Origin of the sequence: Stenotrophomonas hibiscicola ATCC 19867, from assembly GCF_000382065.1 — a bacterium.
GTDB classification, from domain to species: Bacteria; Pseudomonadota; Gammaproteobacteria; order Xanthomonadales; family Xanthomonadaceae; genus Stenotrophomonas; species Stenotrophomonas hibiscicola.
Genome location: NZ_KB907500.1, coordinates 734,857 through 761,291, shown reverse-complemented (window position 1 = coordinate 761,291; position 26,435 = coordinate 734,857). Strand labels below are relative to the sequence as shown.

Sequence of the window (26,435 nt, the reverse complement as noted above, 5' to 3'; positions counted from 1 at the left end):
GCGGCATGAAGCCGCACTGCCCAAGCGCCGCAGTGCACACGGTAACGCCCGGTTGCGCCCGGGCTGTTGACGAGGCAGCCTGCGCACATGCAATCGGATATCCGCATCGACGGTCGTGTCTTTGCCTATGTCTTCCCCTGTGCGTGGGAAGACTACGCGAAGATCGGCTTTTCACGTGATCCGCTCGGACGCATCAGCGCATTGCACCGGCGCTGGTTCGAGTTCTTCGACCTCGACGCCGGTGCACTGGTGGAAGCGGAAAGCGAGCGCGATGCGCGGGATCTGGAGCTGCAGCTGCGTTCGCCGTTCAAGGCGCACCGCGCACCGGCGCCGATGACGGTCCAGGACAAGGCCGGAGGCCACACCGAGTGGGTACGTGGTGCCAACCGGGCGTTGTTGCTCGCGGTTGATGCGTTGGGCGAACAGGGCTATCGCTGTTTCCCGCTGAAGGCATGGCTGCGGGCTGCGCTGCGCGTGCGCATGGACCGGTTGCACGACTGGGCGGCGGTGCAGCTTCCGGAAGAGGAAGGCCTGCGGATGCCGGGCGGCCCCGGCGAGGGTGTGCTGCGGGACACCCTCGACGGTTGTCGGGCATTGGATATCGATCCAATGCCGTGGCTGCCTGAACACGTCCAACGCTGGTATGCAGGTTGAAGAGCGTTCAACGGGTTCGCGGCCGCTGAACCGGCGTGGCCGGTTGCGGCGCGCGCGGCGGAGCCGGTGTGGACGGGCCGGCCAGCTGGCGTGCCAGCTCGGCGCTGGCCACGTGGCCGTGCAGGAACAACAAACCGCCGAAGATGTTCATGAGCGCGCCTCCACTTGAGTGGATTGCACGATACGGGCAGCATGAAGCGGCAAGAAGCGACATTTCCGCAAGCGTGACGTGAGAGGATTTCAAGCCTGATGCCCCGTGCTCCGCTCCATGCCCTGCAGGGCTTCGTGGCTGCCGCCCGGCTGGGCAACCTGTCGCGTGCGGCAGCGTCGATGAACCTGACCGTCAGCGCGCTCAGCCATCAGATGCGGCAACTGGAAGAGCGGCTCGGGCAGCCGCTGCTGATCCGCCAGCCGCGTGGTGTCTCGCTCACCCTGGAGGGACAGCGCCTGCTCGACCAGGTGGGGCCGCACCTGGATGCGATCAACGAGGCCTTCCAGCCCTATGCCGCACGCGCCGAGCACGTGCTGACGATCAGCGCGGTACCGTCGATGGCGTCGGCGTGGCTGGTGCCGCGCTTGGGGCACTTCGTTGCTGAGCATCCACAGATCGAGATCAACCTGCAGTCGAGTGAACGCCTGATTGACTTCGAGCGACAGCGCCAGTTCGACGCCGCGCTGCGGCTGGGCAGCGGGCAGTGGCCGGGCCTGGTGGTGGAGCCGCTGTTCGACGAGTGGCTGCTGCCCATGGCCAGCCCGGCGCTGATCGAACGCATGGGAGGGATCGAGCGCGTGCCGCTGAACCAGTGGCCGCTGCTGGGTGATCCGGACGGCGCCTGGGGCGCGTGGTTTGCATTGAGTGGGCAGAGTGCGCCGGCGCGGTTCGTGGCGGTGCTGGATGATTCGGAGGCGCACCATCGCGCCGCTCTGGACGGCGTGGGCGTGGCCCTCGGCCGAGTGACGCGGGCGAGGCTGCTGCTCGACTCCGGCCAGCTGGTCGCACTGTCCAGCCAGCGCCTGAAGACGGCGTGGCCGCATTGGTTGGTGTACCCGCAGCGCTCGGCCAGCCATCGCGGCTTCCTCGCCTTCCGCGACTGGTTGCACGCGCAGGCTGCTGAGCATGTGCGACACATGGCAGACGCGCATTTATAGCGTCGAGCCATGCTCGACTGCGTGTGTCCCGCAGTCACCGTACCAACGTAACCGCCTGCCCGGCACGGGCGAAGGCTTCGCCCAGCAACGAGCCTGCCTTGATCGCCTCCACTTCCTCGAACAGCGCCTGCAATGCATCGGCCGGGCGCGAGGCCGGCGCCGCGACCGCCTGCTGGATCACGGTGAAACGGTCGGCCAGCACGCGGTGGCCGGGATGCGCCTGCGCCCAGGCGGCCAGCGGCTGGCGCACGCCGGCAGCGGCATCCAGGCGCTGCAGATCGAACAGGGTGATGGCAGCGGCCGACGTCTCAGCTCGCTCGATCATCGCGTGGCGCAGTTCACGGCTGAGAAACAGGTCGTAGGCTGCACCGCGGCCCACCGCGATGCGCAGCCCCTCGCGGTCGAGGTCGGCCACCTGTTGCGCAGGGCTGTCCTCGCGCACCAGGTAGGTGCCTTCGATCTCCACATAGGGGGCGCTGAAGGCGATGCGGTCGGCACGCGCCGGATCGATCGCTAGGAAGGCCAGATCCCAGGCATCTTCGGCGGCCGCGGCAACCACCGAGGCTGCGGCGTCGTGGCAGGTGAAGCGGGCCTGCACGCCCATCCGTTGCGCCAACGCGGTCGCCAGTTCCAGTGATGGACCGCGCGGTGAGCGCGCATCGCCCTGTGCCAGCACAGGGTTGCCCAGGTTGATCGCCACGCGCAGGAAGCCCAGCGGTGCCAGCGCACCACGATGATCGGCCAGGGACATGCAGGACTCCGCGGGGAAAGGGCGGTTCAGCATGCCAGTACGGACCTGCAAGGCAGTGTCAGTATCCGGTTATCCTGCGGACATGAACCCCATCCTGCACGTCGAGATGCCGGTCACTGACCTGGCCCGGGCCATCACGTTCTACCAGCACTGGCTGCAGGTGGCGGTGGACGAACCGATCCTGCAGCACGACTGCCGGATGGCCTACCTGCCGTTTTCCGATGAGGCCGCCGGTGCCAGCATGGCGCTGGTGCGGGGGGCCGACTATCTGCCCTCCGTCCACGGTGCGCGCATCTACATCGGCGTCGATGACCTGGAGGTGAGCCTGGAGCGTGCACTGCAAGCGGGCGCTGCGCTGCGCTTCGGACCGGCCGACGCGGGCGACTGGCGCGTGGCCGAGATCTTCGACAGTGAAGGCAACCGTATCGCGCTGCAGGCGCGCGCGGTTGCGTAGAGCCGAGCCCATGCTCGGCTGCTGTTGACCCAGCAGCCCAAGCTCAGCCGAGCATGGGCTCGGCGCTACAAGGTTGCGGCGCGTGAGCGCTGCAGCCAGTCATTGATCGCTGGGTCAAGCCGCGGGTCTCCGGGCAACTGCATGCCGAAGCGTTGCTGCAGTACCCCGCGCACGTCGGCAACATCGTGCAGCGGACGCTTGTCCGGTACCTGGCCGGGGCGGTACTCGGTGTAGTTGCCGCTGCCGATCGTGCGGCGCCAGTCCGGCGCGGTCAGCGATGCGCGCAGCTGGCCGGGGAAGCTGGAATCGGGATGGGTGCACACGTACCAGTTGCCCACCACGTTGTCGATTGGTGCCGGCGCCTGCAGGTCGAACCGATACATCGCCCGCCAGCCATCGTGGGACTCGGCCGACAGCACGAAATCACCGTTGCCAGGCAGTCGGCGCAGCAGGTAGCGCTCGTGCGGCGTGGCCTGTGGCTGCGGATCATGCAGGCGCAGCGGCACGGTCGGGGTCAGGCTGCCGAAACCGGCATCCACCAGCCAGTCATCACCGTCCACCTGCACGCGCAGCAGGTGGGTGCGTGCGGTCAGTTCGCCGTCCTGGGCGGCCAGCAGCACGCGCGCGCTCAACGGCTGTGCATCGAAGCCCAGCGCCTGCAGCAGTGCCAGCAGGCCGCCATTGAGTTCGAAGCAGTAGCCGCCACGACGGTCGTCGAGCAGCTTGCGCTGCACGCTGTCCAGGTCGATCGGTACTGCATCGCGCAGCAGGCAGCTGAGGGTTTCGAACGGCAGCAGTGCGTTGTGGTGCTGCTGCAGCAGGGTCAGGCCCGCCAGCGTCAGCGGTGGCGGTGCATCCAGCTGCAGGCGTTGCAGGTAGCGGGGGACATCGAGCGTCGTCATGCGCGCGCCGGGCGGGGGAGGGAGATCTACTGTGCTCCCCCAACCGGGGTTGAGGTCAAGCATTGCGCGGGTGTCATCCCCCTGTCGCCTGTGCCGGGTACAAAGGCCGCGTCCGCCAGCAATCGGTGGGAGTGGACCAGGAGCGCCCTAAAGTTGTCCTGAGTCAGGCCGATACAGATGCGTCTTTCCGCCTGGAGTCTGTCATGTCGGCCGTTGTCCCCCACCTCCGGTGCCTGCGCACGCGCCTTGCTGCGTTGCACTCGGCGTCCCCCGGGCTGCTGCGCTGGCTGCAGCCACATCGGCTCAGCGTGGCCAACAAGCTCAAGGCCACACTGTGGATCTGCGGCCTGGGCCTGGTGGCGATCGCTGCTGTCTACGCCTGGACTGGCCATGCCAACGCACTGGCTGCGCGCAGCCAGGCCAGCTACCAGCGCGGCAGCGATCTGGCTGCCAGCCTGTCCACGCGGGTGGCCGAAGCGCGTCGCCTGCAGGCCCAGTATGCACGCAGTTTCGATGATGCCGACCGCGCGCAGCTGTTGGCCACGCAGAAGGCGTTGCAGACCGATCTGCAGGCGCTGCGCGCGATGCCGATGGATGCTGGCCGGCGCAAGGCTCTGCAGGCGCTGACCGAAGCCGCCGACGCGTTCTCGCAGGGTGTGGCCGCCCTGTTCGAACGGGTCGACGAGATGGGCCGTGGTGATGCCGGCCTCGCTGCGCAGCTGCAGCAGGCCGCCGACACCCTGCAGGCGCAGGTGGATGTGCAGCAGCGGCCCGCGCTGGCGCTGTCCCTGCAGAAGATGCGAAGGCAGGAGGCACTGCTGCTGCTCGACGGTGATTCCACCCACGCCGACCGCGCCAGCGAGGAGAAGCTGCCGTTCGACCTCGCGCTGGCGGGCCTGCCTGCGGATGTGCAGGACACCCTGCGCACCGGGATGGAGGCGTATCAGGCCGCATTGCTGGGGTATGCCGCTGCCCGCGTCGGCCTGGATGTGGAAGCGCAGTCGCTGCTGGATACCGCCGCGGGCGTAGCGCCGGCGTTGGCCGCATTCCAGCAGGCACAGGTGGCGGCGCTGGCCACGGCGCAGGCACGCCAGCAGGCCGGCGCGCGCACCATGAGCGTGCTGTTCGCACTGACCCTGCTGCTGGTGGCCGGCGTGCTGATCACCAGCCTGGCGCTGGTGCTGCGTGCGGTGCGCCGGCCGATCCAGGACACCCTGCGCTTCGCCAGCGACATCGCCGACGACCGCCTCGACACCACCCTGCGCGTCTACAACGCCAACGACGAGATCGGCCAACTGGCCCAGCGCCTGGTCGACATGCAGCAGCGCCTGCGCGCGCGCATCGAGATCGAGCGTGCGGTGGCCCGCGGCAACACCCGCGTGCGCCAGGCATTGGACAGCGCGCAGACCGGCCTGATGGTGATCGATGCGGAAGGGCAGGTCGCCTACGCCAACCCGGCATTGCTGCAGCTGCTTGAACTGACGAACGAAGCGCTGGTGGGCAGCGACGCGGTACGCCTGCATCCGGCGTTGGCCAGCCTGGCCGGCGTACGCCAGAGCGAGGAGCGCGAGATCGGCCATGCCGGCGTGCGCTACCAGCTGATCGCCAATGCCATCACCGACGAAGGGCATTTCCTCGGCGTGGCAGTGGAGTGGCGCAGCCGCGCGCTGGAAACGCTGCTGGAAACCGAAGTGGCAGCACTGGTCGACGCCGCCGCACATGGCGACCTGCACGGCCGCATCGCGCTGGAGGGAAAACAGGGCTTCGTGCGTACGTTGTCGACCAGCATCAACCGCCTGCTGGCGACCTTCGAGACCAACCTCGGCGATCTGCAGGCGCTTCTGGCGGCGCTGGCCCGTGGTGACCTCAGCGTGCGCATGGAAGGTGAGCTGCAGGGCGTGTTCGCACGCATGCGTGACGATGCCAACGCCACGGTCGCGCAACTGGGCCGCATCGTCACCCGCATCCAGCAGGCGACGTCCAGCCTCGACACCGGTGTGGGTGAGATCGTTGCCGGTCACCATGATCTGTCGCAGCGTACCGAACAGCAGGCGGCCAACCTGGAAGAGACGGCAGCGTCGATGCACGAGTTGACCGACACCGTTGGCCGCAATGCCGATGCCGCGGGCCGCGCCGATGCCCTGGTGCAGGGGGCGGCCGCGGTGGCCCAGCGCGGTGGCGAGGCCGTCGGCCAGGTGGTCGCAACCATGCATGGCATCAGCGAGGCCTCGCGGCGGATCGGCGACATCACCCAGCTGATCGATGGCATCGCTTTCCAGACCAACATCCTCGCGCTGAATGCCGCGGTGGAAGCTGCGCGCGCAGGTGAGCAGGGCCGCAGCTTCGCCGTGGTGGCTGCGGAAGTGCGCCTGCTGGCCCAGCGCAGTGCCGAAGCGGCCAAGCAGATCAAAGGACTGATCGAGGATTCGGTGGCGCGTGTTGGCCAGGGCAACCAGCAGGCCGAGCAGGCGGGCATCACGATGGGCGAGATCGTTGGCAGCGTGCAGCAGCTGGCCGAACTGCTGGCCGGTATCCGCAGTGCATCGCAGGACCAGCATGCCGGCATCGCGCAGGTGAAGCAGACCATCGTGCAGATGGAAGCCAGCACCCAGCGCAACGCCAGCCTGGTGGAAGAGGCTGGTGCCTCCACCGCGCAGATGCAGGCGCAGGTACACGCGCTGACCGAAGCGGTGGGCGCGTTCCAGTTGCAGTCGATGCCACAGGCGCGCGCTGCGGCCTGATCGTGCTCCGGTAGTGCCGGCCGCTGGCCGGCACGCCCCTGATCATGCCGGCCGGCGGCCGGTACTACCCTTGTGGCTCAATACACGTCGCGACGGTAGCGCCCGGTCTCCAGCAGCGTTTCCACTTCTTCATCACCCAGCGCTTCGCGCAGCACCTGGTCCACGCCTTCGGCCATGCCCAGCAGCGAACCGCAGACGTGGATGACCGCACCACGCTGCATCCAGTCGCGCAGGGCATCGGCTGCTGCACGCAGGCGATCCTGCACATAGCCGCCCTTACCATCGCGCGAGAACGCCAGGTCCACCCGCGCGAGATGGCCATCGCCCTGCCACGCTTCGATCTCATCGGCGAACAGGAAGTCGTTCGCGCGCTGGCGTTCGCCGAACAGCAGCCAGTGCCCGTGCTCACCTGCATGCGCGGCTTCGCGCAGCAGGCTGCGCAGGCCCGCGATGCCGGTGCCATTGCCGATCAGCACCATCGGCGCACCGCCAATGCGATGGAAACCGGGGTTGCGGTGCACGCGGGCCACGATGCTGGCACCGACCGGCGCATGCAGCGACAGCCAGCCAGAACCCAGGCCGGTGCGTCCGGTTTCGTCATGGACCAGCCGTACCACCAGTTCGACCGCACCGTCATCCGTACAGGATGCGATGGAGTACTCGCGCCCCGGCAGCAGTGGCAGCCCTGCCAGCCAGAGGCAGGCATCCTGCACCGCCAGCGCAGCATCGGCATCGGGCAGTTCGCGCTCGCTGGCCAGCGCCAACAGCGTGCGCGGCTGGCCGTCAATCAGCAGCGGCTGCTGGGGATCCAGCCCATGTGCCTTCAGCACCGCAACGGCGTGCCGCGCGTTGTGGCGGGGCGCGATGTGCAGGATGTCGCCCGCCTGCCACTGCACATCGGCCGGTGGCGCAAGACGGATGCGCCAGATGGCGCCGCCCACGCTGCCTGGATTGAGGCGGTCACGGCCGAGCAGGCGCCACTCGTGCATCTGCGTGGCCGCCGGCAGCACGCTGTCATCGGTGGCGATGCCGGTCAGCGCGCCTAGATGTTGCTGCCACTGGCGCAGCGCCGGTATCGCAGCGGCATCGACATCGATGCGCTCGAACAGCGCACGTGCCCCGTTGCCCAGCAGCCAGCCATCGAATTGGCGGCCAAAGGCGCAGTAATGCGGGTACTGGCGGTCACCCAGGGCGAGCAGGCCGAACTGCAGGCCCGACAGATCCGGCGCTTGTGCCAGCAGCCGTCGCGCAGCGCCCCGCGCCGCATCCGGAGGTTCGCCATCACCAAAGGTGCTCAGCACGAACAATGCCTGTGCGGTGCGTGCCAGCCGCGCGGCATCGACGCGGGCCAGCGGCAGAACCTGCACTGCATGGCCGGTTGCTTGCAGCTGCGCGGCAGCGCGCCATGCGAGTTGTTCGCCCAGTCCGCTCTGGCTGGCATGCACCACCAGCCACGGCGTGCCATCGCCATCTGCAGGTGTTGCTGGTAGCGACTTGCGCAGCCCGCGCGCATCGCGCTGGCTGCGGCGCCGGTCCAGGTACAGCAACCAGCCAGTGATGAAGAACAGGCTCATGCCCAGGCTGCTGAGCATCACCACCACCCGCCCGGGCATGCCGAAGTAACTGCCCGAGTGCAATGCGAACACGCTGGTGGCCAGCTGTCCCCCGGTGCCCTGGCGCGCGTAGGGGCGTGAATCGAGGATGGCCCCGCTGGCCGGATCCAGCTGCAGCAGATCGTGCGCGCGGTCATGCCGCCCACCGCGCTGCGACGGGTCACCGGCCATCACGCGCACATTCAGTACCTGCCCCGGTTTCTCCGGCAGACGCAGGTCGATGTAGCCGGTGCGCACGCCGGGCAGCGCATACAGCGTGGCTTCGATGCGCTCCAGGTCCAGGGTGGCGTCGGCGGCGACCTTGTGTTTGGCGGCCGGTGCGACGCCCAGCAGGGTGTTGGCGGCGCTGCGGTACCAGTCGAAGGACCACCACAGGCCGGTCAGCGCACTCATCAGGTAGATCAACAGCACCCAGGTGCCGGCCACGGAGTGCAGGCTCCACAGGAAGCCGCGTCCACTGCGCTTCCACTCCACTGCCAGCCAGCTGCGCCAGTGCCACCAGCGTCGTGGCCAGCGCAGGTAGAGCCCGGACAAGGTGAAGAACAGCAGGGCGATGGCGCAGCTGCCGGTGATCCATTTGCCGCGCTCACCGGCGGCAAGATGCCGATGCAGGTCCTCGACGAAGTCAAAGAGCGCCTGCCCGCGCAGGGCGCTGAAGCGCTCACCGCTGTAGGGGTCGAAGTACACCCAGTGTTCCTTGCCGCCAGCAAAGCGCGCCACCGACGGTCGCTGGCCGGTGGCATCCACGCGCAGGCGCTGCAGGGGGCGATCACCGCCGGCCTGCAGCAGCGTTGCCAGTTCGCTGAGTTCGAGCGGAAGCTGGCCATCAGCATGGTGTTCAGCGATCTCGGCGAAGCCGGGGTTGGCCGCTCGCAGCAGCTCATCCTCGAAGGACAGCACGGCGCCGCTGAGGCCCATCACGGCCAGTACGGCGCCGGCGGTGATGCCCAGCAGCCAGTGCAGTTGGAACAGGACGTTCTTGAACATCGAAGGAGGGGGCCCCGAAGGCTGCCGCCCGCATCCTGCGCAACAGCAAATGAGAATTAATCGCGGAATTCTCCGTGGCGGACGGGCTACGGTCAAGGAGGGTTTTGTTGCAGGGCTTTGCAGCCCTGCACCCGCTACAAGCCGGAGCAACGTCAACGTCAAAAGCTGGCTTTCCGTGGGTTGGCGGGGTGGGTCCGGTTGAGGGGGACGCTGCAGGTACGTCCATGTAAGCTCGGTCGCCGCATCCATGCGGCTCACGCCCCCTCAACCGGACCCACCCCGCCTTCGACAGATTTCCGCGATCTGTCGGAAATACTCTTGGGGTCAGATCCGTTTTCCGTAGGAAAACGGATCTGACCCCGGAATTTCATTCGATATCTGACAGATGTGTCGACCAAGGTCGACACCTACCAACAGCCGGCGGAATCTGTCGAAGGTGGGGCGGTGTGGCTGTGCAGGACCGTTGGCGCCATGGATGGCGCCATCGAGCCCCCATGGACGGGTTTACGGCGTGTCCTGCACAGCCACAGCGCCCCGCCATCCCACGGAAAGCCCGCTTTGGCTTTGGCTCTGGCCGTTGCCGTTGCATTGAGCAGGGTGCAGGGCTGCAAGCCCTGCAAAAAAACACCCTCACTTCACCCAGCTGTCGATCTCGCCGTGGGCGAACGGCCCCAGCTTCGCTTTCACCAGCCGCCCCTGTGCATCGAACAGCACGCTGTAGGGCAGCAGGCCCTGTGTATTGCCCAGCTGCACGCTGGCATCGCGCGGCCCCGGGGTCTCGATCACGATCGGGTAATCCACCGGTACCCGCTGCAGGAAACGGCGCACGTCCTCCGGCGTATCCAGCGCCAGTCCCAGCACCTGCACACCGTGCTCGCCCTGGACATGTGCGAAACGCGCCAGTTCGGGCATTTCTTCAACGCAGGGCGCGCACCAGCTGGCCCAGACATTGATCAACAGCGGGCGACCGCCAGCGTGCTGGCGCAGGTCCAGCGGCCGGCCTTCAAGATCCGGCAGCGACAGTGCGGGCAGGCTGTCGCCGACCTGCAGGGTGGGTGCGGCAGCCGCCACAGCAGGCGCTCCCGGCACGGCCTCAGGCGCCACCGGCGCCGGTGTCAATCGATGGCCGGCCCACAGGCCAAGGCCGGCGGCCAGCACCGCTGTCCACAGCAGCGCTGGCCGTTGCCACTTCATCGTGCGGTGCGCAGCAGCGCTTCCTCCACCACCGCCAGGGTCAGCAGGGTCGGCAGCACGGTCGGCGGCGCGCCGGGGCCGTACACGACGTACAGTGGCACGCCGACGGCCTTGTGCTCTTCCAGGAACGTGGTGATCTGCGGGTCGACATTGGTGTAGTCGCCGCGCATGTACACCGCGTTGGTGCGCTTGAGCAGTTCCTTGAATTCCGGCCGCGACAGCACCGCGCGCTCGTTGGCCTTGCAGCTTACGCACCAGTCGGCGGTCATGTTGACGAACACCACGCGGTTGTCGGCGCGCAGGCGGTCCAGCAACTGCGGTGAATACTCGACCACGTTGTCGCTGGCGGCCTGTGCGGCCCGCGCCGGCGGTGCGAGCTGGGTCACACCCCAGGCCGGCACCAGCGCGCCGATCGCCAGCAGTACGCCCAGCAGTGTCACCGCACGCGAGCCGGTCCAGCGGTTGCGCTCGAACAGCCACAGGCCGAACGCCAGCAGCAGCAGGCCACCCAGCACCAGCGCCATGCCATCCACGCCACGCTGCTTGCCCAGCACCCACAGCAGCCACAGCGCGGTGGCATACATCGGGAAGGCCAGCACGTGCTTGAGCGTTTCCATCCACGGGCCCGGCTTGGGCAGGCGGCGTGCGAGCGCCGGCACGAAGCCGATCAGCAGGAACGGCAGCGCCAGGCCCAGGCCGAGGAACAGGAACACGGTCATCGCCTTCAGCGGCGGGGCAATGAACGCGTAGGCGATCGCGCCACCCATGAACGGGCCGACGCAGGCACTGCCGACCACGCAGGCCAGCGCACCGGTGAAGAAGTCACCGGCCGGGCCGCTGCGGCTGGCCAGCGACTGGCCCAGATTGCCGATGCCGCCGCCCAGGGTGAACACGCCGGACAGGCTCAGGCCTACCGCGAACATGATGTAGGCCAGCGCCGCCACCACACCCGGGTGCTGCAGCTGGAAGCCGATGCCGACGGCATTGCCGATCGCGCGCAGGCCGACCATCAACGCGCCGATCACGGCGAACGCGACCAGCACGCCCAGCGTGTACCAGAGCGCGTGGCTGCGTGCGCGCTGCGCGCTTTCGCCGCTCTGCGCTAGGCTCAGCACCTTCAGCGAGAGGATCGGCAGCACGCAGGGCATCAGGTTCAGTACCAGGCCACCGGCCAGCGCCAGCAGCAGGACCCAGACGAACGAACGATCAGGATTCGGCGTCGTCACCGGCGGACGCGTGCGCAGCGCATTGTCGCCCTGTGCATCGGTGGCGAATTCACTGCTGGCGGTGGCGCCACCTGCGGCGGCCGGTGCCGCTGCATCCGTGTTGGGCACGGTTGGCAGCAGGCGCAGCGGGGCGCCGTTGGCGGCTTCGCGCGGTGCACCGTTGGCAGCAGGCAGCGGGTTGATCACGTCATTGCGCGCTGGCGCCTGGTCGGCGCTGGCGCTGACCTTGCCGGCCGGAATCGACAGCTTCACCCGGCGGGTCATCGGCGGGTAGCAGATGCCATCGGTCTGGCAGCCCTGGAAGGTCACCACCAGGGTGCTGTCGACGGCATCAGTGACAGCGCGGCGCAGCGGCAGCGGTACTTCCACCTGGTTGAAGTAGACCGAGACATCGCCGAAGTGCTCGTCGCGATGCGATTGCGCGGCTGGCCAGCGCGGCTTGCCGGCCAGCACGCCGGCGCTGCCTTCCAGCTTCAGCGAGGTGCGGTCGCGATACAGGTAATAGCCGGGCGCTGGGCTGAAGCGCAGCAGCAGGGTGTTGCCGTCGCTGGCGATGGCATCGAAGCCGAACGCCTGTTCCGACGGCAGCGGCAGGGCCTGGCTGTTGTTGGCCGCGCCCGGCAGGCGCAGGCCACCGCTGTTGCCGGCACCGGCCAGCGGGTTATTGAACGGGCTGGCCGCACCGGCACGCGCGGCAGGCACCGCCGCCGCCGCACCGGCGCCCGGCAGGGTGACCTGCACCACGCGCTTCTGCGGCGGGTAGCAGACACCGGCATCGGCGCAGCCCTGATAACGCACTTCCAGGCTGATGGTGCCGGCAGCGTCGGTCGGCGTGCCGGGCAGGGTGGCCAGCAGGCGCTCGCGATAGGTCTCGACCTCGCCGAAGAAATCGTCGTGGTGCTTGTCGCCCTTGGGCATCTGCAGCGCGCCGGCATTGAAGGCCGGGTCGGCTTTGACGCTGGTGCGGTGGCGATACAGGTAATAGCCTGGCGCGATCTTGAACTGCAGCTGCACCTGGCCACGTTCGGGGGCAGTGGCGGTCAATGCGAACGCCTGGTCCACCGGCAGCAGGTCTTTCTCATCCAGGGCGAAGGCGGGCAGCGAAAGGCACAACAGGGCGCACAAGGCAGCGCCACGCGCAAACAGAGTCTTCAATCAGTGTCCTCCCGGGTCTGTGCCCGGATCCAATCCAGATACGCCGGCAGGCCGGCCCGGGTTTCGACCGCGATGCACTCCGGGAGTTCATACGGATGCAGTTCGACGATCCGGGCGATTGCGTCATCGACGCGGCTCGAGGTGGTTTTCACCAGCAGCTGCAGCTCCGCGTCGGTGGTCACCTCGCCCTGCCAGCGGTAGGTCGACTGTGCGCCGTCGAGACGGGTCACGCACGCCGCCAAGCGCTCGCCTACCAGCGCGTGCGCGATGCGCTCGGCACTGGCCCGGTCCGGGCAGGTGGTCAACAGCAGCAGGACGGGATCGACGGTCGACATGACCGTCGAGTATAGGGCCGCCGCCGGGTCAGGGCCCGGCGGCGGCAGTGGACCGCAGCGTTGCGCGGTCAGTTGGCCAGCTGGCAGGTGGCTGGCTTGGCCGAGGTGAACAGGGCCGGGGTCGCCCACTCGGGGTGGTCGATGAACGGGTTGCGATTGCCCTGGAAGCTGTAGACCACGTCATTGCGGGCACGCTCGGCATCATCCGGCGGATCGGACAGGTGCCAGTCGATCAGCGTCGACAGCAGGCCCATGTAGGCCGGCGAACTGCTGGTCTTGACGATCCTGCTGCGGTCGTCGGTCAGCTCCAGGTCCGGCTCGGACTGACCGGTGGCCGCATCCTTGCCACCCTCATAGCGGATCGCCATGTACATCACCGCGCGCGCCATGTCGCCCTTGCGCTTGCCCCACACCTCGAACGTGCCGGTGTTGCCGTCCGGCGTGCGCACCCAGTTGGAGTTGCCCGGATAGCCACCACTGCCGCCGCCCTGCCCATTGTTGGCTTCGGTGGCACGCTCACCGCAGCTGGCATCGCACCTGCCGAACGGCTTGTTGCCGCGGTCGGCGTTCCACTGCGCGTCGGTCAGGTACAGCATGTGGGTATCGGTGTACGGCGCGTAGGGCAGGCCCTTGTCGCCGGTGGTGCTGGCAAAGCCCAGCGAGTTCGGCCAGGTGTGCTCGCGGTTGTAGGTCAGGCCGCTGCCGGTGCCCGCACGATCACTGACCTTGGCGTAGCTGCGGTTGCGGTAGGCATCGAGGATGCGGTTCGGGTTGTTCGGATCCTCGTCGGCGATTTCCAGGATGGTCCAGGTATTGGTGCCCGAGCCGCTGTACGGGTAGGCGGTATGGCCCTTGATGGTGGCGTGCAGCGAGCAGCGCAGCTGGCTGGGGCTGCTGGTGTTGACCCTGGAGTAGTAGCCGGCCGGCACGCCCGGGTTGCCCGGGTCCGGATTGCCGCCGGTGCTGGCCACGGTGAAGGCGATGCGGCTGTCGGCGGCCGGGTGCGCGCCCAGCAGGTCGGTGATGCGCGCGGCGCGGATGTCGAAGCGGCAGGCTTCACCGGCCACCAGCGCGGTGTTGGTGGACAGCTTCACGCTGCGGCCGCTGGCCGGGAAGGTCAGCGGCACGCTGCCGGAGGTGCCGCAGCTCAGCGCGAACGCGCCGCTGGCCAGGTTCACGGTTTCGCTGAACACCACTTCCAGATCGGCCGCAGCCGGGAAGGTGCTGCTGCCCTGCGCCGGGGTGGTGGTGGACACCGACGGCGGCGTGTTCGGGCCTGGCGTGCCACCGCCGCTGAAAGTCTGGCCGTTGTTGCAGCTGCCGAAGGTCTGGCCGGCCGATTCGGCCCAGGTGAAGTGGGTGTACTGGCTGCCGCTGCCGGTCAGCTGCAACGAGGTGCCCGGCGCGGTGCTGTTGGTCTCGGCTACCGGGATGTTCTGGCTGGTCATGCCGGCGGCAGGGCCACCGGAGGCGGTGATGGCGCCCTCATAGCTGAGGAACTGGACCACTTTGCCACTGGCATCGACCAGGGCGATGCCGTCGGTCGGGCCGTTCTGGATCCCGTTGGTCGGGTAACTGACCACGGCGATGGTGGCGCTGCCGCAGCCGGCGGCGGTGCCGGCCGGGACCGGGTTGTTGGCATAGACGGTGGCGGCGGACGGATTGCTGCCGTTGTAGAGGTACAGGCGGTAGCCGGACAGGTCCTCACCGGCAGTGGCTACGACCTCGATCGCTTCGCCGACGTCACCGGCGGCGGTGCTGTCGTCGTAGTGCAGTTCGTTGATGAAGACCTCGGCCTGGGCCGGCGCAGCGGCCAGCGCCAGCAGGCAGGCAGCGGCAAGCGGGGACAGCAATCGCATCGACTCCTCCTTGTGATTGGGAATGCCGGACCGAGCCTAAGGCCGATCCAGTGACACTTTGTCGTAAATGAACGTCAGATGTCTGACAGTGCGACGCTTGTCACCGAAATTGATCTGGACCGACGCCCTGGCCGAGGCGCGCGGGTGGAAAAATTTTTTTCATTCGGCCCTTGAAAGGGGGCGGCGGGGCTCCATCTCTGCCCTGCTCCCGACGTTGTCGGGTTTCTTCACGTGCGGTTCTGGCACTCGCCTGGGGCGAGTGCTAACATCGCCGGACTTTTTTAGACCAATCAATCACTTAAGAGGTCTCCTATGAGCATCAAGCCGCTGCACGACCGCGTTGTGGTCAAGCCGATCGAAGCCGACGAAATCTCCGCCGGTGGCATCGTCATCCCCGACTCGGCCAAGGAAAAGTCCACCAAGGGTGAGGTCGTGGCCGTCGGCCCGGGCAAGCCGCTGGACAACGGCAACGTGCGCGCGCCGTCGCTGAAGGTCGGCGACAAGGTCATCTACGGCCAGTACGCCGGCAGCTCGTACAAGAGCGAAGGCGTCGAATACAAGGTCCTGCGCGAAGACGACGTGCTCGCCGTCATCGGCTGAGCCCCGGCGCGACCTGTTCCATCCCCTGATTCCAACACCCAGCCGCCGGGCATGGCCCGGCGCTACCAGATGAGGTAACTGCACATGGCTGCCAAGGATATCCGTTTCGGTGAAGATGCCCGTTCGCGCATGGTGCGCGGCGTCAACGTTCTCGCCAATGCCGTCAAGGCCACCCTGGGCCCGAAGGGCCGCAACGTCGTGCTGGAAAAGAGCTTCGGCGCCCCGACCATCACCAAGGACGGCGTCTCCGTCGCCAAGGAAATCGAACTGGCTGACAAGTTCGAGAACATGGGCGCGCAGATGGTGAAGGAAGTTGCTTCGCGCACCAACGACGACGCCGGCGACGGCACCACCACCGCCACCGTGCTGGCCCAGGCCCTGATCCGCGAAGGTGCCAAGGCCGTGGCCGCCGGCATGAACCCGATGGACCTCAAGCGCGGTATCGACAAGGCCGTGTCGGCCGCCGTCGCCGAGCTGAAGAACATCTCCAAGCCGACCGCCGACGACAAGGCGATTGCCCAGGTCGGTACCATCTCGGCCAACTCGGACGAGTCGATCGGCCAGATCATCGCTGACGCGATGAAGGAAGTCGGCAAGGAAGGCGTCATCACCGTTGAAGAAGGCTCGGGCCTGGACAACGAGCTGGACGTGGTCAAGGGCATGCAGTTCGACCGCGGCTACCTGTCGCCGTACTTCATCAACAACCAGCAGTCGCAGACCGCTGACCTGGATGACCCGTTCATCCTGCTGCACGACAAGAAGATCTCCAACGTCCGTGACCTGCTGCCGGTGCTGGAAGGCGTCGCCAAGGCCGGCAAGCCGCTGCTGATCGTGGCCGAGGAAGTCGAAGGCGAAGCGCTGGCGACCCTGGTGGTCAACACCATCCGTGGCATCGTCAAGGTCGTGGCCGTCAAGGCCCCGGGCTTCGGCGACCGTCGCAAGGCGATGCTGGAAGACATGGCCGTGCTGACCGGCGGCACCGTGATCTCCGAAGAAGTCGGCCTGTCGCTGGAAAAGGCCACCATCAAGGACCTGGGCCGCGCCAAGAAGGTGCAGGTCTCCAAGGAGAACACCACCATCATCGACGGCGTCGGCGACAAGGCCAACGTTGATGCACGCGTGGCGCAGATCAAGACCCAGATCCAGGACACCTCCTCCGATTACGACCGCGAGAAGCTGCAGGAACGCGTGGCCAAGCTGGCCGGCGGTGTTGCCGTGATCAAGGTCGGCGCCTCGACCGAAATCGAGATGAAGGAAAAGAAGGACCGCGTCGACGACGCCCTGCACGCCACCCGTGCAGCCGTTGAAGAAGGCGTGGTCCCGGGAGGCGGTGTTGCCCTGGTCCGCGCGATCACCGCGCTGGCCGGTCTGAAGGGCGCCAACGAAGACCAGAACCACGGCATCCAGATTGCCCTGCGTGCGATGGAAGCCCCGCTGCGCGAGATCGTTGCCAACGCCGGTGACGAGCCGTCGGTCATCATCAACAAGGTCAAGGAAGGCACCGGCAGCTTCGGCTACAACGCGGCCACCGGCGAGTTCGGCGACATGCTGCAGTTCGGCATCCTGGACCCGACCAAGGTGACCCGTTCGGCGCTGCAGAACGCCGCCTCGATCGCTGGCCTGATGATCACCACCGAAGCCATGGTGGCCGAAGCTCCGAAGAAGGACGAGCCGGCCATGGGCGGCGCCGGTGGCATGGGCGGCATGGGTGGCATGGGCGGCATGGACTTCTAAGTCCTCGCCCTGGCATTGGGATGCCGGCCCTGGGTCGGCATACCTTCCCGTTGTAGAGAAGAACCCTGCCGCAAGGCGGGGTTTTTCTTTTTGGGTGATGCGCGGACTTGGCCGGACCCGGCCCCGCATGCTCCGCACAGCGTGGTTCCATGGGCGAAAATCGATTATGATTAGGCGCCTAATCACATGGTGGCCGGCATGCTGGAAGCAAAACACACCGCTCTGCTCAAGGAAGCTGCGCGCCGCGGCGAGGTAAACCTGGCCCAGCTGCGCCTGTGCTTCCAACTGCTGTCACTGTCTGCCGCCATCGACCACGACTGTGCCGCACGGCTGGCACCGCATGGCCTCAGCGAAGGCCGCTTCATCGTGTTGTTCCTGCTGCACGGGGCCGGTGGCTCGCTGCCGCCGCATGAGCTGGCCGAGCGTGCCGGCGTGACCCGCGCCACCATCAGTGGCCTGCTCGACGGCCTGCAGCGCGAAGGCCTGCTGCAGCGCCACGGCGATGCCGAAGATGGCCGCCGCCTGCGGATCGTGTTGACCGCACAGGGGACACGCCTCGCCGAGGCGCTGTTCGAGCAGCACACGCAGTGGATCGGGGGCCTGTTCAACGGGTTGGAGGCCGACGAACAGCAGCAGCTTTCACGGTTGCTGCACAAGGTCTGGCAGCACACCGATGCCGGGCGGGAATCCGCTGCATGAGCGCGCCCATTGCGGCCGAACGCCTGCGTGCGCTCAGCACCGGTCGCGTCGCCGCCACCCACCTGGCCGAGTGCCTGGCGGTGGATTTCGCCGAACTGCTGCACGTCGTGGCACCTGTGCTCGAACCGGACGCAATGCAACGCATGCGCGACGCCGCAGGCAAGGGCATCACCCAGCGCATGGCATTGGCCGCCCGCCTGCTGCGCGACAGCGGACAGGGCGATCCCGCGCAGTGGCGGGGCCACGCCTCCGATACGGTGCGTGGCTGGGCCTGCTACCTGATCGGCAGTGACGCCGGCACGACCCTGGCAGGGAAGCTGCAGGCGATACGAACGCTGGCCGATGACCCGCACTTCGGCGTGCGCGAATGGGCCTGGCTGGCACTGCGCGCGGACATAGTTGCTGCACCGCTGCAGGCGCTTGGGTACCTGCAACCGTGGACGCAGGAAGTATCGCCGTACCTGCGCCGTTTCGCCTGCGAGGCGCTGCGTCCCCGGGGCGTCTGGGCTACGCATATCGCGCTGTTCAAGCAGCAGCCCCAACACGCAATGCCGTTGCTGGACGCGCTGGCCGACGACCCCGAGCGCTATGTGCAGGACTCCGTCGGCAATTGGCTCAACGATGCCGGCAAGACGCAGCCGCAATGGCTGCGTGGGCTGTGCGCAGGTTGGCAACGCGAGCACCACAGCGATGCCAACGCCTACATCCGCAAACGCGCCATGCGATCACTGCGGTAATGGCGGCCGCTGGCCGGCAATCCCATGAACCTCAAGGAAGATCCGCAATGGCCCACACCTTCATCGAGCTCTACACCGCCACCCCCGCGTGGACGGCGCTCTCGCCCGGACAACGCACCGCCTTCTTCGCCCGCATCGGTGAGGGCATGCAGCGTTTCGACCTGGAATGCATCAGGCCGGTGGCCATGGGCCGCATCGCTACGGCCGTGCCGCGTGGCAGCGGCGAGCAGTTCTATGCGGTCTGGCACTGCGCCAGCCGCGAAGCGGCCGACACACTGGTGGCCGGGATCGCCGCCACCGGCTGGCATGATTACTTCACCACCACCCATGCCATCGGTGAGGTGGACAGCATGGGCCAGCATCTGGCCGACCTGGCCGCGCTGTAGTGGTACGGCGGCGGCCTGCGATCCCCGGCATGGGCGGCACATGCGCCTGTCACCGATACACGGTAAACAGTGCATTGCCCATGTCCATCCGCAGGGAAGTCGATCATGCAGAGCACGCTCCAGGTCACGCTGTTCGGCCCTCTTGGCGACAGCCCGGCGTTGCAGTTGCCGGGGCTGGAGGGGCCGTCGGTGGCCATCCGGGAATCGGCCCTGCGGCGGTTGGTTTCCGACCTCTACACCGCGCGTTCCCTGCTCAACCCCGAGCAGCTGGACGAGGCCCGGCAGGAACTGGATCGTGTGCTGGAACGCTGGGCCGACATCCATGAAGGCCTGCTGCTGGACGTGGAAGTGCATGGCAAATGAGCGACGTTGCGTGGTTGCCGCCGCGTAGGCCGGGCCGGCGCGCACCTCGCTGAACCGCGTCCCCAGTTGCGGATGAAACAGTTTGCACTGCGCAAAAGCTGTGCTATCAATAGATCCCATGAACGCAGCCCCCACCAGCTTTTACTGGTATTACTTTCCGAAGCCACTGGCGGAGGAAGGACTGCGCTCACCCTGAAGAAAGCTTCAGACGCATTCCCGAAAGCCGCCAGCGAACCTGGCGGCTTTTTTCATGCCGCCACGCTGGGGACCCCCAACGTTCCGGAGATCTCCCGCAATGCCCCCGCACACCGACGACCTGCGTATCCGCACCATCGAACCGCTGACACCGCCTGCCCAGCTGCTGGCGATGCTGCCCTGCGATGACGAAGCCTCCGACACCGTCAGCGCCTCGCGCGCGGCCCTGCACCAGATCCTGCACGGCCGCGACGACCGTCTGGCGGTGGTGGTTGGCCCGTGCTCGATCCACGACCCGAAAGCCGCCATCGAGTACGCGCATCGCCTGAAGCCGTTGCGCGATGCGCTGGCCGGCGAGCTGGAAATCGTCATGCGCGTGTACTTCGAGAAGCCGCGCACCACGGTGGGCTGGAAGGGCCTGATCAACGATCCGGACCTGGACGGCAGCTTCAGGATCGACAAGGGCCTGCGCATCGCACGCGGCCTGCTGCGCGACATCAACAAGCTGGGCCTGCCGGCCGGTGTCGAGTTCCTTGACGTGATCTCGCCGCAGTACATCGCCGACCTGGTGGCATGGGGCGCGATCGGCGCACGCACCACTGAAAGCCAGGTGCATCGCGAGCTGGCCTCGGGGTTGTCGTGCCCGGTCGGCTTCAAGAATGGCACCGATGGCAACGTGAAGATCGCCGCTGACGCGGTGGGTGCTGCGTCCAATCCGCATCACTTCCTGTCGGTCACCAAGCAGGGCGGCACCGCCATCGTGTCGACCACCGGCAACCCCGACTGCCATGTGATCCTGCGCGGCGGCAAGCAGCCGAACTACGACGCAGGCAGTGTTGCCGAGGCCTGCCAGGTGCTGGCCAAGGCCAAGCTGCCAGCGCGCCTGATGATCGACGCCAGCCATGCCAACAGCCTGAAGAATCCGGAGAACCAGCCGAAGGTGATCGACGACATCGCCGTTCAGCTGGAAGACGGCGAACAGCGCATCGTTGGCGTGATGATCGAGAGCCATCTGGTCGGTGGCCGCCAGGAACTGGTGGAAGGCCAGCCGCTGGTCTACGGGCAGAGCATCACCGATGGCTGCATCGACTGGGACACCACCGTGACGGTGGTGGAGCGACTGGCCGCGGCCGTGCGTGCCCGTCGCGACGTAAAGGTGTCCGAAGCCGCTTGAGTGCGGCACGTGTGTGGATGGCGGCCAGCGCCTGCGGGGGTGCGGCCGCGATCAGGGCCGGTCGGAGTTGGAGACCGGCCCATCTGCACCGGCGATGCGCCTGGCGCTGCGCATGAGCGACAGCGCCAGGTACATCGCCGGGGTGGTGAGAACGATGGATGGGGCCTTCATGTAGCGTCGAGCCCGCGAAGCGCGGGGCTTTGTAGAAGATCCGCTCCACGTACGCTCCAGGTCACGTCACAATGCCACTTCCTGTTTGGTGGCCGCAGCCATGAAAGAACTGATCATTCCAGAAGCCGCACAGCGCGATGAGGATTCCATCGAGATGATCCGCGTGTGGATTGCCGAACGGGGATTGCATGCTTCGCTGAACGTTGGCCTGTATGGCGATCGTCCTGGCATTCGAGAGGAGCATGCGTGGGGACGCATCCTGGCAGACGTCGCCCAGCATGTCGCAGATGCTCTGGTCGTGAGTGGCGGGATGGAGCGCGGCGCGGCGATCAACGCGATCAAGGATGCATTCGATGAAGAGCTGCGGGCGCCGTCCAGTGGGCGCTCGGGGGGATTCGTGGTCCGCCACTGAGGGACCAGATGGGCGCCGCGGCGCTGGAGACAGCGTCCCAACGCAACACGGCAACAAGCGCTGGGCGACGTGGAGAACGCGAACTTCAATGCACTTCGTCGTGGTACACGAACTTCGGCATTTCCCAGCGGTAGTGGATCGCCAGCAGGCGCAGCGCGAAGCCGCCGCCGAGGCAGCACAGGATTGCGGTGGCATCGGCCACGCCCCAGTGCAGCAGCAACAGGTAGGCCGCGCCGGTCAGCAGCGCGATGATCGCGTACAGCTCCTTCTGGAAGATGAGTGGTACCTCGTTGCAGAGGATGTCGCGCAGCACGCCGCCGAACGCGCCGGTCAGCATGCCGGCGATCAGCACGATCGGCATCGCATGGCCGGCTTCGCGCGCGATCGAGCAGCCGATCAGGGTGAAGGCGATCAGGCCCAGGCCGTCGAGTACCAGGAAGGTGCGGCGGAAGTGGTGCATCCAACGTGCCACCCAGGTGGCGATCAGCGCCGCGCATACGGTGAAGCCCAGGTACTCGGGATGCTTCACCCAGCCCAGCGGATAGTGGCCGAGCAGGATGTCGCGCAGTGATCCGCCGCCGAGGGCGGTGACGCAGGCGATCATGACCACACCGAACAGGTCCATGCGGCGGCGGCCCGCGGACAGTGCGCCGGTCATGGCTTCGGCGGAAATGGCGATAAGGTAGATGATGGACAGCAGCATGGGACAGGCTCCGGACGCGGTGGGGCCGACCATGCGCGACCACCGCCACTGCCTACGCAATGACGGGATGACGATGACCGGTGCCGCTCCCGCTGTCCTTTTGCCTGAGAGTTCAGCGGCATGGGCCGCGTGCCCCTTCGGCGGATCGCCCCGGGCGTGCCCGGTGACCTCTCTCCAGCTCGGCGAGTCGAATGCATGGTTGGTGGGATTCCAGCCCACCGGCCTGAGCGATCATGGGAGCCTGCGCCTTCGGCGGGCGCCAGCGCGGCGCCTCTCTCCTGCATTCGGGCGCCAGTATATCCGCTGCAGTGCAGCACGGCATAATCCGGGCATGGCCCCGTCCCTCCGCCCCTGGTTCCTGTATCTGCTCGAATGCCGCGACGGGAGCTACTACGCGGGCATCAGCACAGATGTGGATGCGCGTTTCGCCGCCCACCAGGCCGGCAAGGGCGCGCGCTACACCCGGGCCCGCCCGCCGCTGCGCGTGCTGGCCGTGCGCCAGTACCCGGACCGGGCCGCCGCGTCACGGGCCGAATGGCAGCTCAAGCAGCAGCCGCGCGAACGCAAGCTGGCCTGGCTGCAGGCCCCGGATCCTGCGCTTCTGTAGAGCCGAGCCCACGCTCGGCTCCGGGTTCTGTAGATTCACGCCATGCGTGGATGGGCTGCCGGGCCATGCGATGATCGCTCCGCGCCAAGCGCTGGAGACCCGGATGTCCACCTTTGCTTTTCAGCACGACCGTCGGTCATTGTCGTCGCTGTGGTACCCGAAACCGAAGGCGCCGTGAACGATGCGCGCCGCCGGCAAAGCATGGATCTCCGTCGTCGTGCTGGTCGCCGGCATCGCGCTGTTGCCTGGCCTGCTGTACCTGCTCGGGCTGGCATTGGCAGGCGGTCGGCCGAAGCCGGCCGACCGTGTGCCCAGTGGTGTGGCTGCGTGCAGCAGTGAGCCACGGGCGGGATACCACGCGATGAACCCCTGGCGCTTCACCGCCCAGTTCTTCGACAAGGACGTGATGAAGAAGGTGCCTGAAGTTGAGCGTGAGGCCTTCTGGATTGCCCGGCGCCACCTGTGGCGGCAACCGCAGCGCGGCATGCTGCGCTGGCATCTCAGTAGTACCGCATTGACGATCTGGATCACCCGGCATTGGAGTACCGCGCAGATTGCCGACACCGCGAGGAAGGAGGACTTCTGCCGGACCGGGTCGAAACGGTGGGTGTCCGGTGCCCCGATGAACCGGTAGATCCGACGCCATGCGTGGAGGGTGTTGACGGGGTCAGAGTCCTTTCCTGCGGAAAGGGATCCGACCCCGCTGCGTGCAGCCCTACCGCTTCGGCCGCCGGTCGTCGCGGTCATCACCGAAGATGATGCGCGCGCTGCGCTGGTAGCTCCAGTACGCCACGGCCCAGTTCAGCAGCACCACGATGCGGTTGCGGAAGCCGATCAGGAAGAACACGTGCGCGGCCAGCCAGAACCACCACGCCAGCACGCCCGACAGCTGCAGTCGGCCCAGGTGCACGATCGCGGCCATGCGGCCGATGGTGGCTAGGTTGCCGTAGTCCGCGTACTTGAACGGGCCGGGTTCGGGCTTGCCGTGCAGGCGCGCGCGGATCACCTCGGCCACGTACTTGCCCATCTGCTTGGCGGCAGGGGCAACGCCGGGCACCGGCTTGCCATTGGCCTGGTTCAGCGCGGCCAGATCGCCAGCCACGAACAGTTCCGGGTGGCCAGACAGGGTGAGGTCGGGTTGCACCTGCACGCGCCCGGCGCGGTCCAGCGGCACCTCCAGCGTGCGCGCCAGCGGTGAAGCGGCCACACCGGCGGCCCACACCACCGTGCGTGCCGGCACGAACTGGTCACCGAGCGTGAAGCCCTGGCTGTCGATGTCGCTCACCGGGGTGCCGGTCAGCACTTCCACGCCCAGCTTTTCCAGCTGCCGGCGCGCCTTCAGCGAAAGCACTTCCGGGAACGAGGACAGCACGCGCGGCCCGGCCTCGATCAGCCGCACTTTCGCACTGGCCGGATCAATGTGGCGGAACTCGTTGCGCAGCGTGTGGCGCGCGATCTCGGCCAGCGTGCCGGCCAGTTCGACGCCGGTGGGACCACCACCGACGACGGCGAAACTCAGCCACGCCGCCTTCTTTGCCGGGTCCGGTTCGGCCTCGGCACGCTCGAACGCCAGCAGCAGCTTGCGGCGCAGCGCGATGGCATCGTCCAGCGTCTTCAGGCCGGGCGCATCATCGGCCCATTGGTCGTTGCCGAAGTAGGCGTGGGTGGCACCGGTGGCCAGCAGCAGGCTGTCGTAGTCCAGCGTGCTGCCATCGGCCACGCGGATCTGCCGCGCCTGCTTGTCGATGGCCACCACTTCGCCGAGGCGGACTTCCACATTGCGCTGGTGGCCGAGGATGTGGCGCAGCGGTGCGGCGATATCCGGTGCGGACAGGCCGGCGGTGGCCACCTGGTACAGCAGCGGCTGGAACAGGTGATGGTTGCGGCGGTCGACCAGGGTGATGCGTATGCGCTCGCGGGCCAGGGCACGGGTGGCCCAGAGACCGGCAAAACCGCCGCCGACAACGACCAGGTGGGGAACGCGCTCGCGACTCATCGACTCACTCCAGTGGGGGCATCGGGGGAAGCGCCTGGCATCTTCGCACGGCGGCCACCTGTCACGTCAGCGCCTGCCCGGATCGGCGATACTCGGGTTCAGGCAACCGCCCGTGAGGAGCCCATGAGCGAACCGGAAAAGCGCATCGCCCTGTTGATCGACGCCGACAATGCGCCGGCCTCGAAGATCGACGAGGTCCTGGCCGAAGTCGCCCGCTACGGCGTGGCCAACGTGCGCCGTGCCTACGGCAACTGGAAGAGCCCGCGGTTGAAGGGCTGGGAAGCGGTGCTGCACGAATATGCGATCCGCCCGATCCAGCAGTTTGCCTACAGCAAGGGCAAGAATGCCTCGGACATGGCGATGGTGATCGATGCCATGGACCTGCTCTACGCACGCAATCTGGATGGCTTCGCCATCGTCTCCAGCGATGCCGATTTCACTCCGATGGTGATGCGCCTGCTGACCGATGGCGTGAAGGTGTACGGCTTCGGCGAGAAGAAAACGCCCGAGCCGTTCGTCAACGCGTGCTCGAAATTCACCTACCTGGAAGCACTGGGCCAGACCCATGCCAGCGTGCCGGATACCGAACAGGCGTCCAGCGAACAGGCATCGAACGAGCCTGTGGCCAACGACGATGCCCGGCCACGCAAGAGCGGTGCGGAAATGCGCAGCGATACCCGGCTGGTGAAGATGCTGCGCCGCGCGGTGTCCTCGGCCGAGGGCGAGGACGGCTGGTCGCATCTGGGGCCGGTTGGCAGCCAGATCGGCAACCAGGCGTCGTTCGATCCGCGCAACTACGGTTACGGCAAGCTCAGTGATCTGCTGGCAGCGATCGGGCTGTTCGAGCTGAAGAAGGACGGCAAGTCATCCTACGTGCGCGCGCTGCCGAAGAAGAACCGGTAGTGCCGGCCGCTGGCCGGCAACGCTGGATGCAAGATCCCGCATCCGGCACGCACACACCCCACCCGATCAGGCGTATCGTTGCCGCTCGCATTGCCAGCAAGGAAAAACCCGCATGTTGAAGATCTGGGGCCGCCGCAATTCCAGTAACGTCCGCAAGGTGCTGTGGTGCGCCGAGGAGATCGGCCTGCCGTATGAATCCATCGAAGTCGGTGGCAGCCACGGCGGCACGCAGACGCCGGAGTACCAGGCGATGAATCCCAATAGCCTGGTGCCGGTGATCGAAGACCATGGCCTGCCGCTGTGGGAATCGAACGCCATCGTGCGCTATCTGAGCGCACGCTACGCATTGGGCACGCTGTACGCCGAAGACCCGATGGAGCGTGCCCAGGCCGAGAAGTGGATGGACTGGAGCACCTCGCGGATGGCGCCGCTGTACAGCGACCTGATCTGGGGCATCATGCGCACCGCCCCGGCCGACCGGGACGAATCGCGGATCAATGCCGCGATCGTGCGCGCCGGCGATTACCTGGCGATGGCCGATGCCACGCTGGCCAAACAGCCGTGGCTGTCGGGCGACAAGTTCGCGATGGGTGACATTCCGCTGGGCTCGCTGATCTACGCCTGGTACGAGCTGCCGATCCAGCGGCCGGAACTGCCGCACCTGGCCGAGTGGTACGCCCGCCTGCGAGAGCGGCCGGCCTACCAGCGCGGCGTGATGTCGCCGCTGACGTAAGC

Annotated in this window: 26 protein-coding genes and 2 riboswitches; of the genes, 16 read left to right on the top strand and 10 right to left on the bottom strand. The window is 67.2% G+C overall.

The window, feature by feature from the left end:
* The first annotated feature begins 87 nt into the window (after window positions 1-87).
* Window positions 88-654 (top strand): GIY-YIG nuclease family protein, encoded by a 567-nt coding sequence (locus G370_RS0112005; protein WP_019660817.1) that lies wholly within the window; start codon window positions 88-90, stop codon window positions 652-654.
* 7 nt (window positions 655-661) lie between these two features.
* Here G370_RS0112005 and G370_RS1000000121760 read toward each other — a convergent pair whose 3' ends face one another.
* The gene (locus G370_RS1000000121760; RefSeq protein WP_019660816.1) at window positions 662-805 is read right to left on the bottom strand and encodes a hypothetical protein; all 144 of its coding nucleotides are present in this window, start codon (window positions 803-805) and stop codon (window positions 662-664) included.
* Window positions 806-903: 98 nt separating this feature from the next.
* Between G370_RS1000000121760 and G370_RS0111995 the strand changes: the two genes are divergently transcribed.
* Window positions 904-1,803: a LysR substrate-binding domain-containing protein gene (locus G370_RS0111995; protein ID WP_019660815.1), complete on the top strand. Its 900-nt coding sequence runs from the start codon at window positions 904-906 to the stop codon at window positions 1,801-1,803.
* Window positions 1,804-1,837: 34 nt separating this feature from the next.
* Here G370_RS0111995 and G370_RS0111990 read toward each other — a convergent pair whose 3' ends face one another.
* Window positions 1,838-2,554, bottom strand: coding sequence for a transporter substrate-binding domain-containing protein (locus G370_RS0111990; protein ID WP_019660814.1), 717 nt, complete (start codon window positions 2,552-2,554; stop codon window positions 1,838-1,840).
* Between the two features lie 82 nt (window positions 2,555-2,636).
* Between G370_RS0111990 and G370_RS0111985 the strand changes: the two genes are divergently transcribed.
* On the top strand, window positions 2,637-3,008 hold the full coding sequence (locus G370_RS0111985) for a VOC family protein (RefSeq protein WP_026347107.1): 372 nt from the start codon (window positions 2,637-2,639) through the stop codon (window positions 3,006-3,008).
* A 65-nt stretch (window positions 3,009-3,073) separates the two neighbouring features.
* Here the strand turns inward: G370_RS0111985 and G370_RS0111980 are convergent, their stop codons facing one another.
* A complete protein-coding gene (locus tag G370_RS0111980; RefSeq protein WP_019660812.1) occupies window positions 3,074-3,910 on the bottom strand; it encodes an arylamine N-acetyltransferase family protein in 837 nt (278 codons plus the stop codon).
* 203 nt (window positions 3,911-4,113) lie between these two features.
* Between G370_RS0111980 and G370_RS0111975 the strand changes: the two genes are divergently transcribed.
* Window positions 4,114-6,651 (top strand): methyl-accepting chemotaxis protein, encoded by a 2,538-nt coding sequence (locus G370_RS0111975; protein WP_019660811.1) that lies wholly within the window; start codon window positions 4,114-4,116, stop codon window positions 6,649-6,651.
* 77 nt (window positions 6,652-6,728) lie between these two features.
* Here G370_RS0111975 and G370_RS0111970 read toward each other — a convergent pair whose 3' ends face one another.
* The 5 genes from G370_RS0111970 to G370_RS0111950 all read right to left on the bottom strand — a co-directional run bounded on the left by G370_RS0111970 (window position 6,729) and on the right by G370_RS0111950 (window position 15,020).
* Window positions 6,729-9,251, bottom strand: coding sequence for a PepSY domain-containing protein (locus tag G370_RS0111970; RefSeq protein WP_019660810.1), 2,523 nt, complete (start codon window positions 9,249-9,251; stop codon window positions 6,729-6,731).
* Window positions 9,252-9,881: 630 nt separating this feature from the next.
* Window positions 9,882-10,445 (bottom strand): TlpA family protein disulfide reductase, encoded by a 564-nt coding sequence (locus tag G370_RS0111965; RefSeq protein WP_019660809.1) that lies wholly within the window; start codon window positions 10,443-10,445, stop codon window positions 9,882-9,884.
* Window positions 10,442-12,826 (bottom strand): protein-disulfide reductase DsbD family protein, encoded by a 2,385-nt coding sequence (locus tag G370_RS0111960; protein ID WP_019660808.1) that lies wholly within the window; start codon window positions 12,824-12,826, stop codon window positions 10,442-10,444. The genes G370_RS0111965 and G370_RS0111960 overlap by 4 nt, the downstream gene beginning before the upstream one ends.
* A complete protein-coding gene (gene cutA, locus G370_RS0111955) occupies window positions 12,823-13,161 on the bottom strand; it encodes a divalent-cation tolerance protein CutA (RefSeq protein ID WP_019660807.1) in 339 nt (112 codons plus the stop codon). Before cutA ends, G370_RS0111960 begins: the two co-directional genes overlap by 4 nt.
* Before the next feature lie 68 nt (window positions 13,162-13,229).
* Window positions 13,230-15,020, bottom strand: coding sequence for an endonuclease (locus tag G370_RS0111950; protein ID WP_019660806.1), 1,791 nt, complete (start codon window positions 15,018-15,020; stop codon window positions 13,230-13,232).
* Window positions 15,021-15,332: 312 nt separating this feature from the next.
* Between G370_RS0111950 and G370_RS0111945 the strand changes: the two genes are divergently transcribed.
* The 8 genes from G370_RS0111945 to G370_RS0111905 all read left to right on the top strand — a co-directional run bounded on the left by G370_RS0111945 (window position 15,333) and on the right by G370_RS0111905 (window position 21,491).
* Window positions 15,333-15,620, top strand: a complete 288-nt coding sequence (locus tag G370_RS0111945; protein WP_005411227.1) for a co-chaperone GroES — start codon at window positions 15,333-15,335, stop codon at window positions 15,618-15,620.
* A gap of 84 nt (window positions 15,621-15,704) precedes the next feature.
* Complete coding sequence (groL, locus tag G370_RS0111940) at window positions 15,705-17,354, top strand: chaperonin GroEL (protein ID WP_005411226.1); 1,650 nt, start codon at window positions 15,705-15,707, stop codon at window positions 17,352-17,354.
* Between the two features lie 198 nt (window positions 17,355-17,552).
* Window positions 17,553-18,053, top strand: coding sequence for a MarR family winged helix-turn-helix transcriptional regulator (locus G370_RS0111935; RefSeq protein ID WP_026347106.1), 501 nt, complete (start codon window positions 17,553-17,555; stop codon window positions 18,051-18,053).
* Window positions 18,050-18,790 carry a DNA alkylation repair protein gene (locus G370_RS0111930; protein WP_019660804.1) on the top strand — a complete coding sequence of 247 codons (741 nt, stop codon included), beginning with the start codon at window positions 18,050-18,052 and terminating at the stop codon, window positions 18,788-18,790. Before G370_RS0111935 ends, G370_RS0111930 begins: the two co-directional genes overlap by 4 nt.
* Window positions 18,791-18,837: 47 nt before the next feature.
* Window positions 18,838-19,176 (top strand): DUF6616 family protein, encoded by a 339-nt coding sequence (locus G370_RS0111925; RefSeq protein ID WP_019660803.1) that lies wholly within the window; start codon window positions 18,838-18,840, stop codon window positions 19,174-19,176.
* A 105-nt stretch (window positions 19,177-19,281) separates the two neighbouring features.
* Window positions 19,282-19,539, top strand: a complete 258-nt coding sequence (locus tag G370_RS0111920; RefSeq protein ID WP_019660802.1) for a hypothetical protein — start codon at window positions 19,282-19,284, stop codon at window positions 19,537-19,539.
* Window positions 19,540-19,834: 295 nt separating this feature from the next.
* Window positions 19,835-20,908 (top strand): 3-deoxy-7-phosphoheptulonate synthase, encoded by a 1,074-nt coding sequence (locus G370_RS0111915; protein WP_019660801.1) that lies wholly within the window; start codon window positions 19,835-19,837, stop codon window positions 20,906-20,908.
* Between the two features lie 271 nt (window positions 20,909-21,179).
* Window positions 21,180-21,491, top strand: coding sequence for a DUF5076 domain-containing protein (locus tag G370_RS0111905; protein ID WP_019660800.1), 312 nt, complete (start codon window positions 21,180-21,182; stop codon window positions 21,489-21,491).
* Window positions 21,492-21,576: 85 nt separating this feature from the next.
* On the opposite strand, the gene G370_RS0111900 is transcribed toward G370_RS0111905, so the two are convergent.
* Window positions 21,577-22,194 carry a trimeric intracellular cation channel family protein gene (locus G370_RS0111900; protein ID WP_005411215.1) on the bottom strand — a complete coding sequence of 206 codons (618 nt, stop codon included), beginning with the start codon at window positions 22,192-22,194 and terminating at the stop codon, window positions 21,577-21,579.
* A gap of 84 nt (window positions 22,195-22,278) precedes the next feature.
* Window positions 22,279-22,382, bottom strand: a riboswitch (glycine riboswitch).
* 13 nt (window positions 22,383-22,395) lie between these two features.
* A riboswitch (glycine riboswitch) is annotated at window positions 22,396-22,485 on the bottom strand.
* Window positions 22,486-22,525: 40 nt separating this feature from the next.
* On the opposite strand from G370_RS0111900, the gene G370_RS0111895 reads away from it, so the two are divergent.
* Together G370_RS0111895 and G370_RS0111890 are read left to right on the top strand one after the other, a co-directional pair.
* Window positions 22,526-22,801, top strand: coding sequence for a GIY-YIG nuclease family protein (locus G370_RS0111895; protein ID WP_019660799.1), 276 nt, complete (start codon window positions 22,526-22,528; stop codon window positions 22,799-22,801).
* A gap of 181 nt (window positions 22,802-22,982) precedes the next feature.
* On the top strand, window positions 22,983-23,435 hold the full coding sequence (locus tag G370_RS0111890) for a hypothetical protein (protein WP_019660798.1): 453 nt from the start codon (window positions 22,983-22,985) through the stop codon (window positions 23,433-23,435).
* A gap of 81 nt (window positions 23,436-23,516) precedes the next feature.
* On the opposite strand, the gene G370_RS0111885 is transcribed toward G370_RS0111890, so the two are convergent.
* Entirely contained in the window at window positions 23,517-24,797 is a 1,281-nt protein-coding gene (locus tag G370_RS0111885) for an NAD(P)/FAD-dependent oxidoreductase (protein WP_019660797.1), read from the bottom strand.
* 123 nt (window positions 24,798-24,920) lie between these two features.
* Between G370_RS0111885 and G370_RS0111880 the strand changes: the two genes are divergently transcribed.
* Window positions 24,921-25,700 (top strand): NYN domain-containing protein, encoded by a 780-nt coding sequence (locus tag G370_RS0111880; RefSeq protein ID WP_010481148.1) that lies wholly within the window; start codon window positions 24,921-24,923, stop codon window positions 25,698-25,700.
* A gap of 112 nt (window positions 25,701-25,812) precedes the next feature.
* Window positions 25,813-26,433: a glutathione S-transferase family protein gene (locus G370_RS0111875; RefSeq protein WP_019660796.1), complete on the top strand. Its 621-nt coding sequence runs from the start codon at window positions 25,813-25,815 to the stop codon at window positions 26,431-26,433.
* Window positions 26,434-26,435 lie beyond the last annotated feature (2 nt).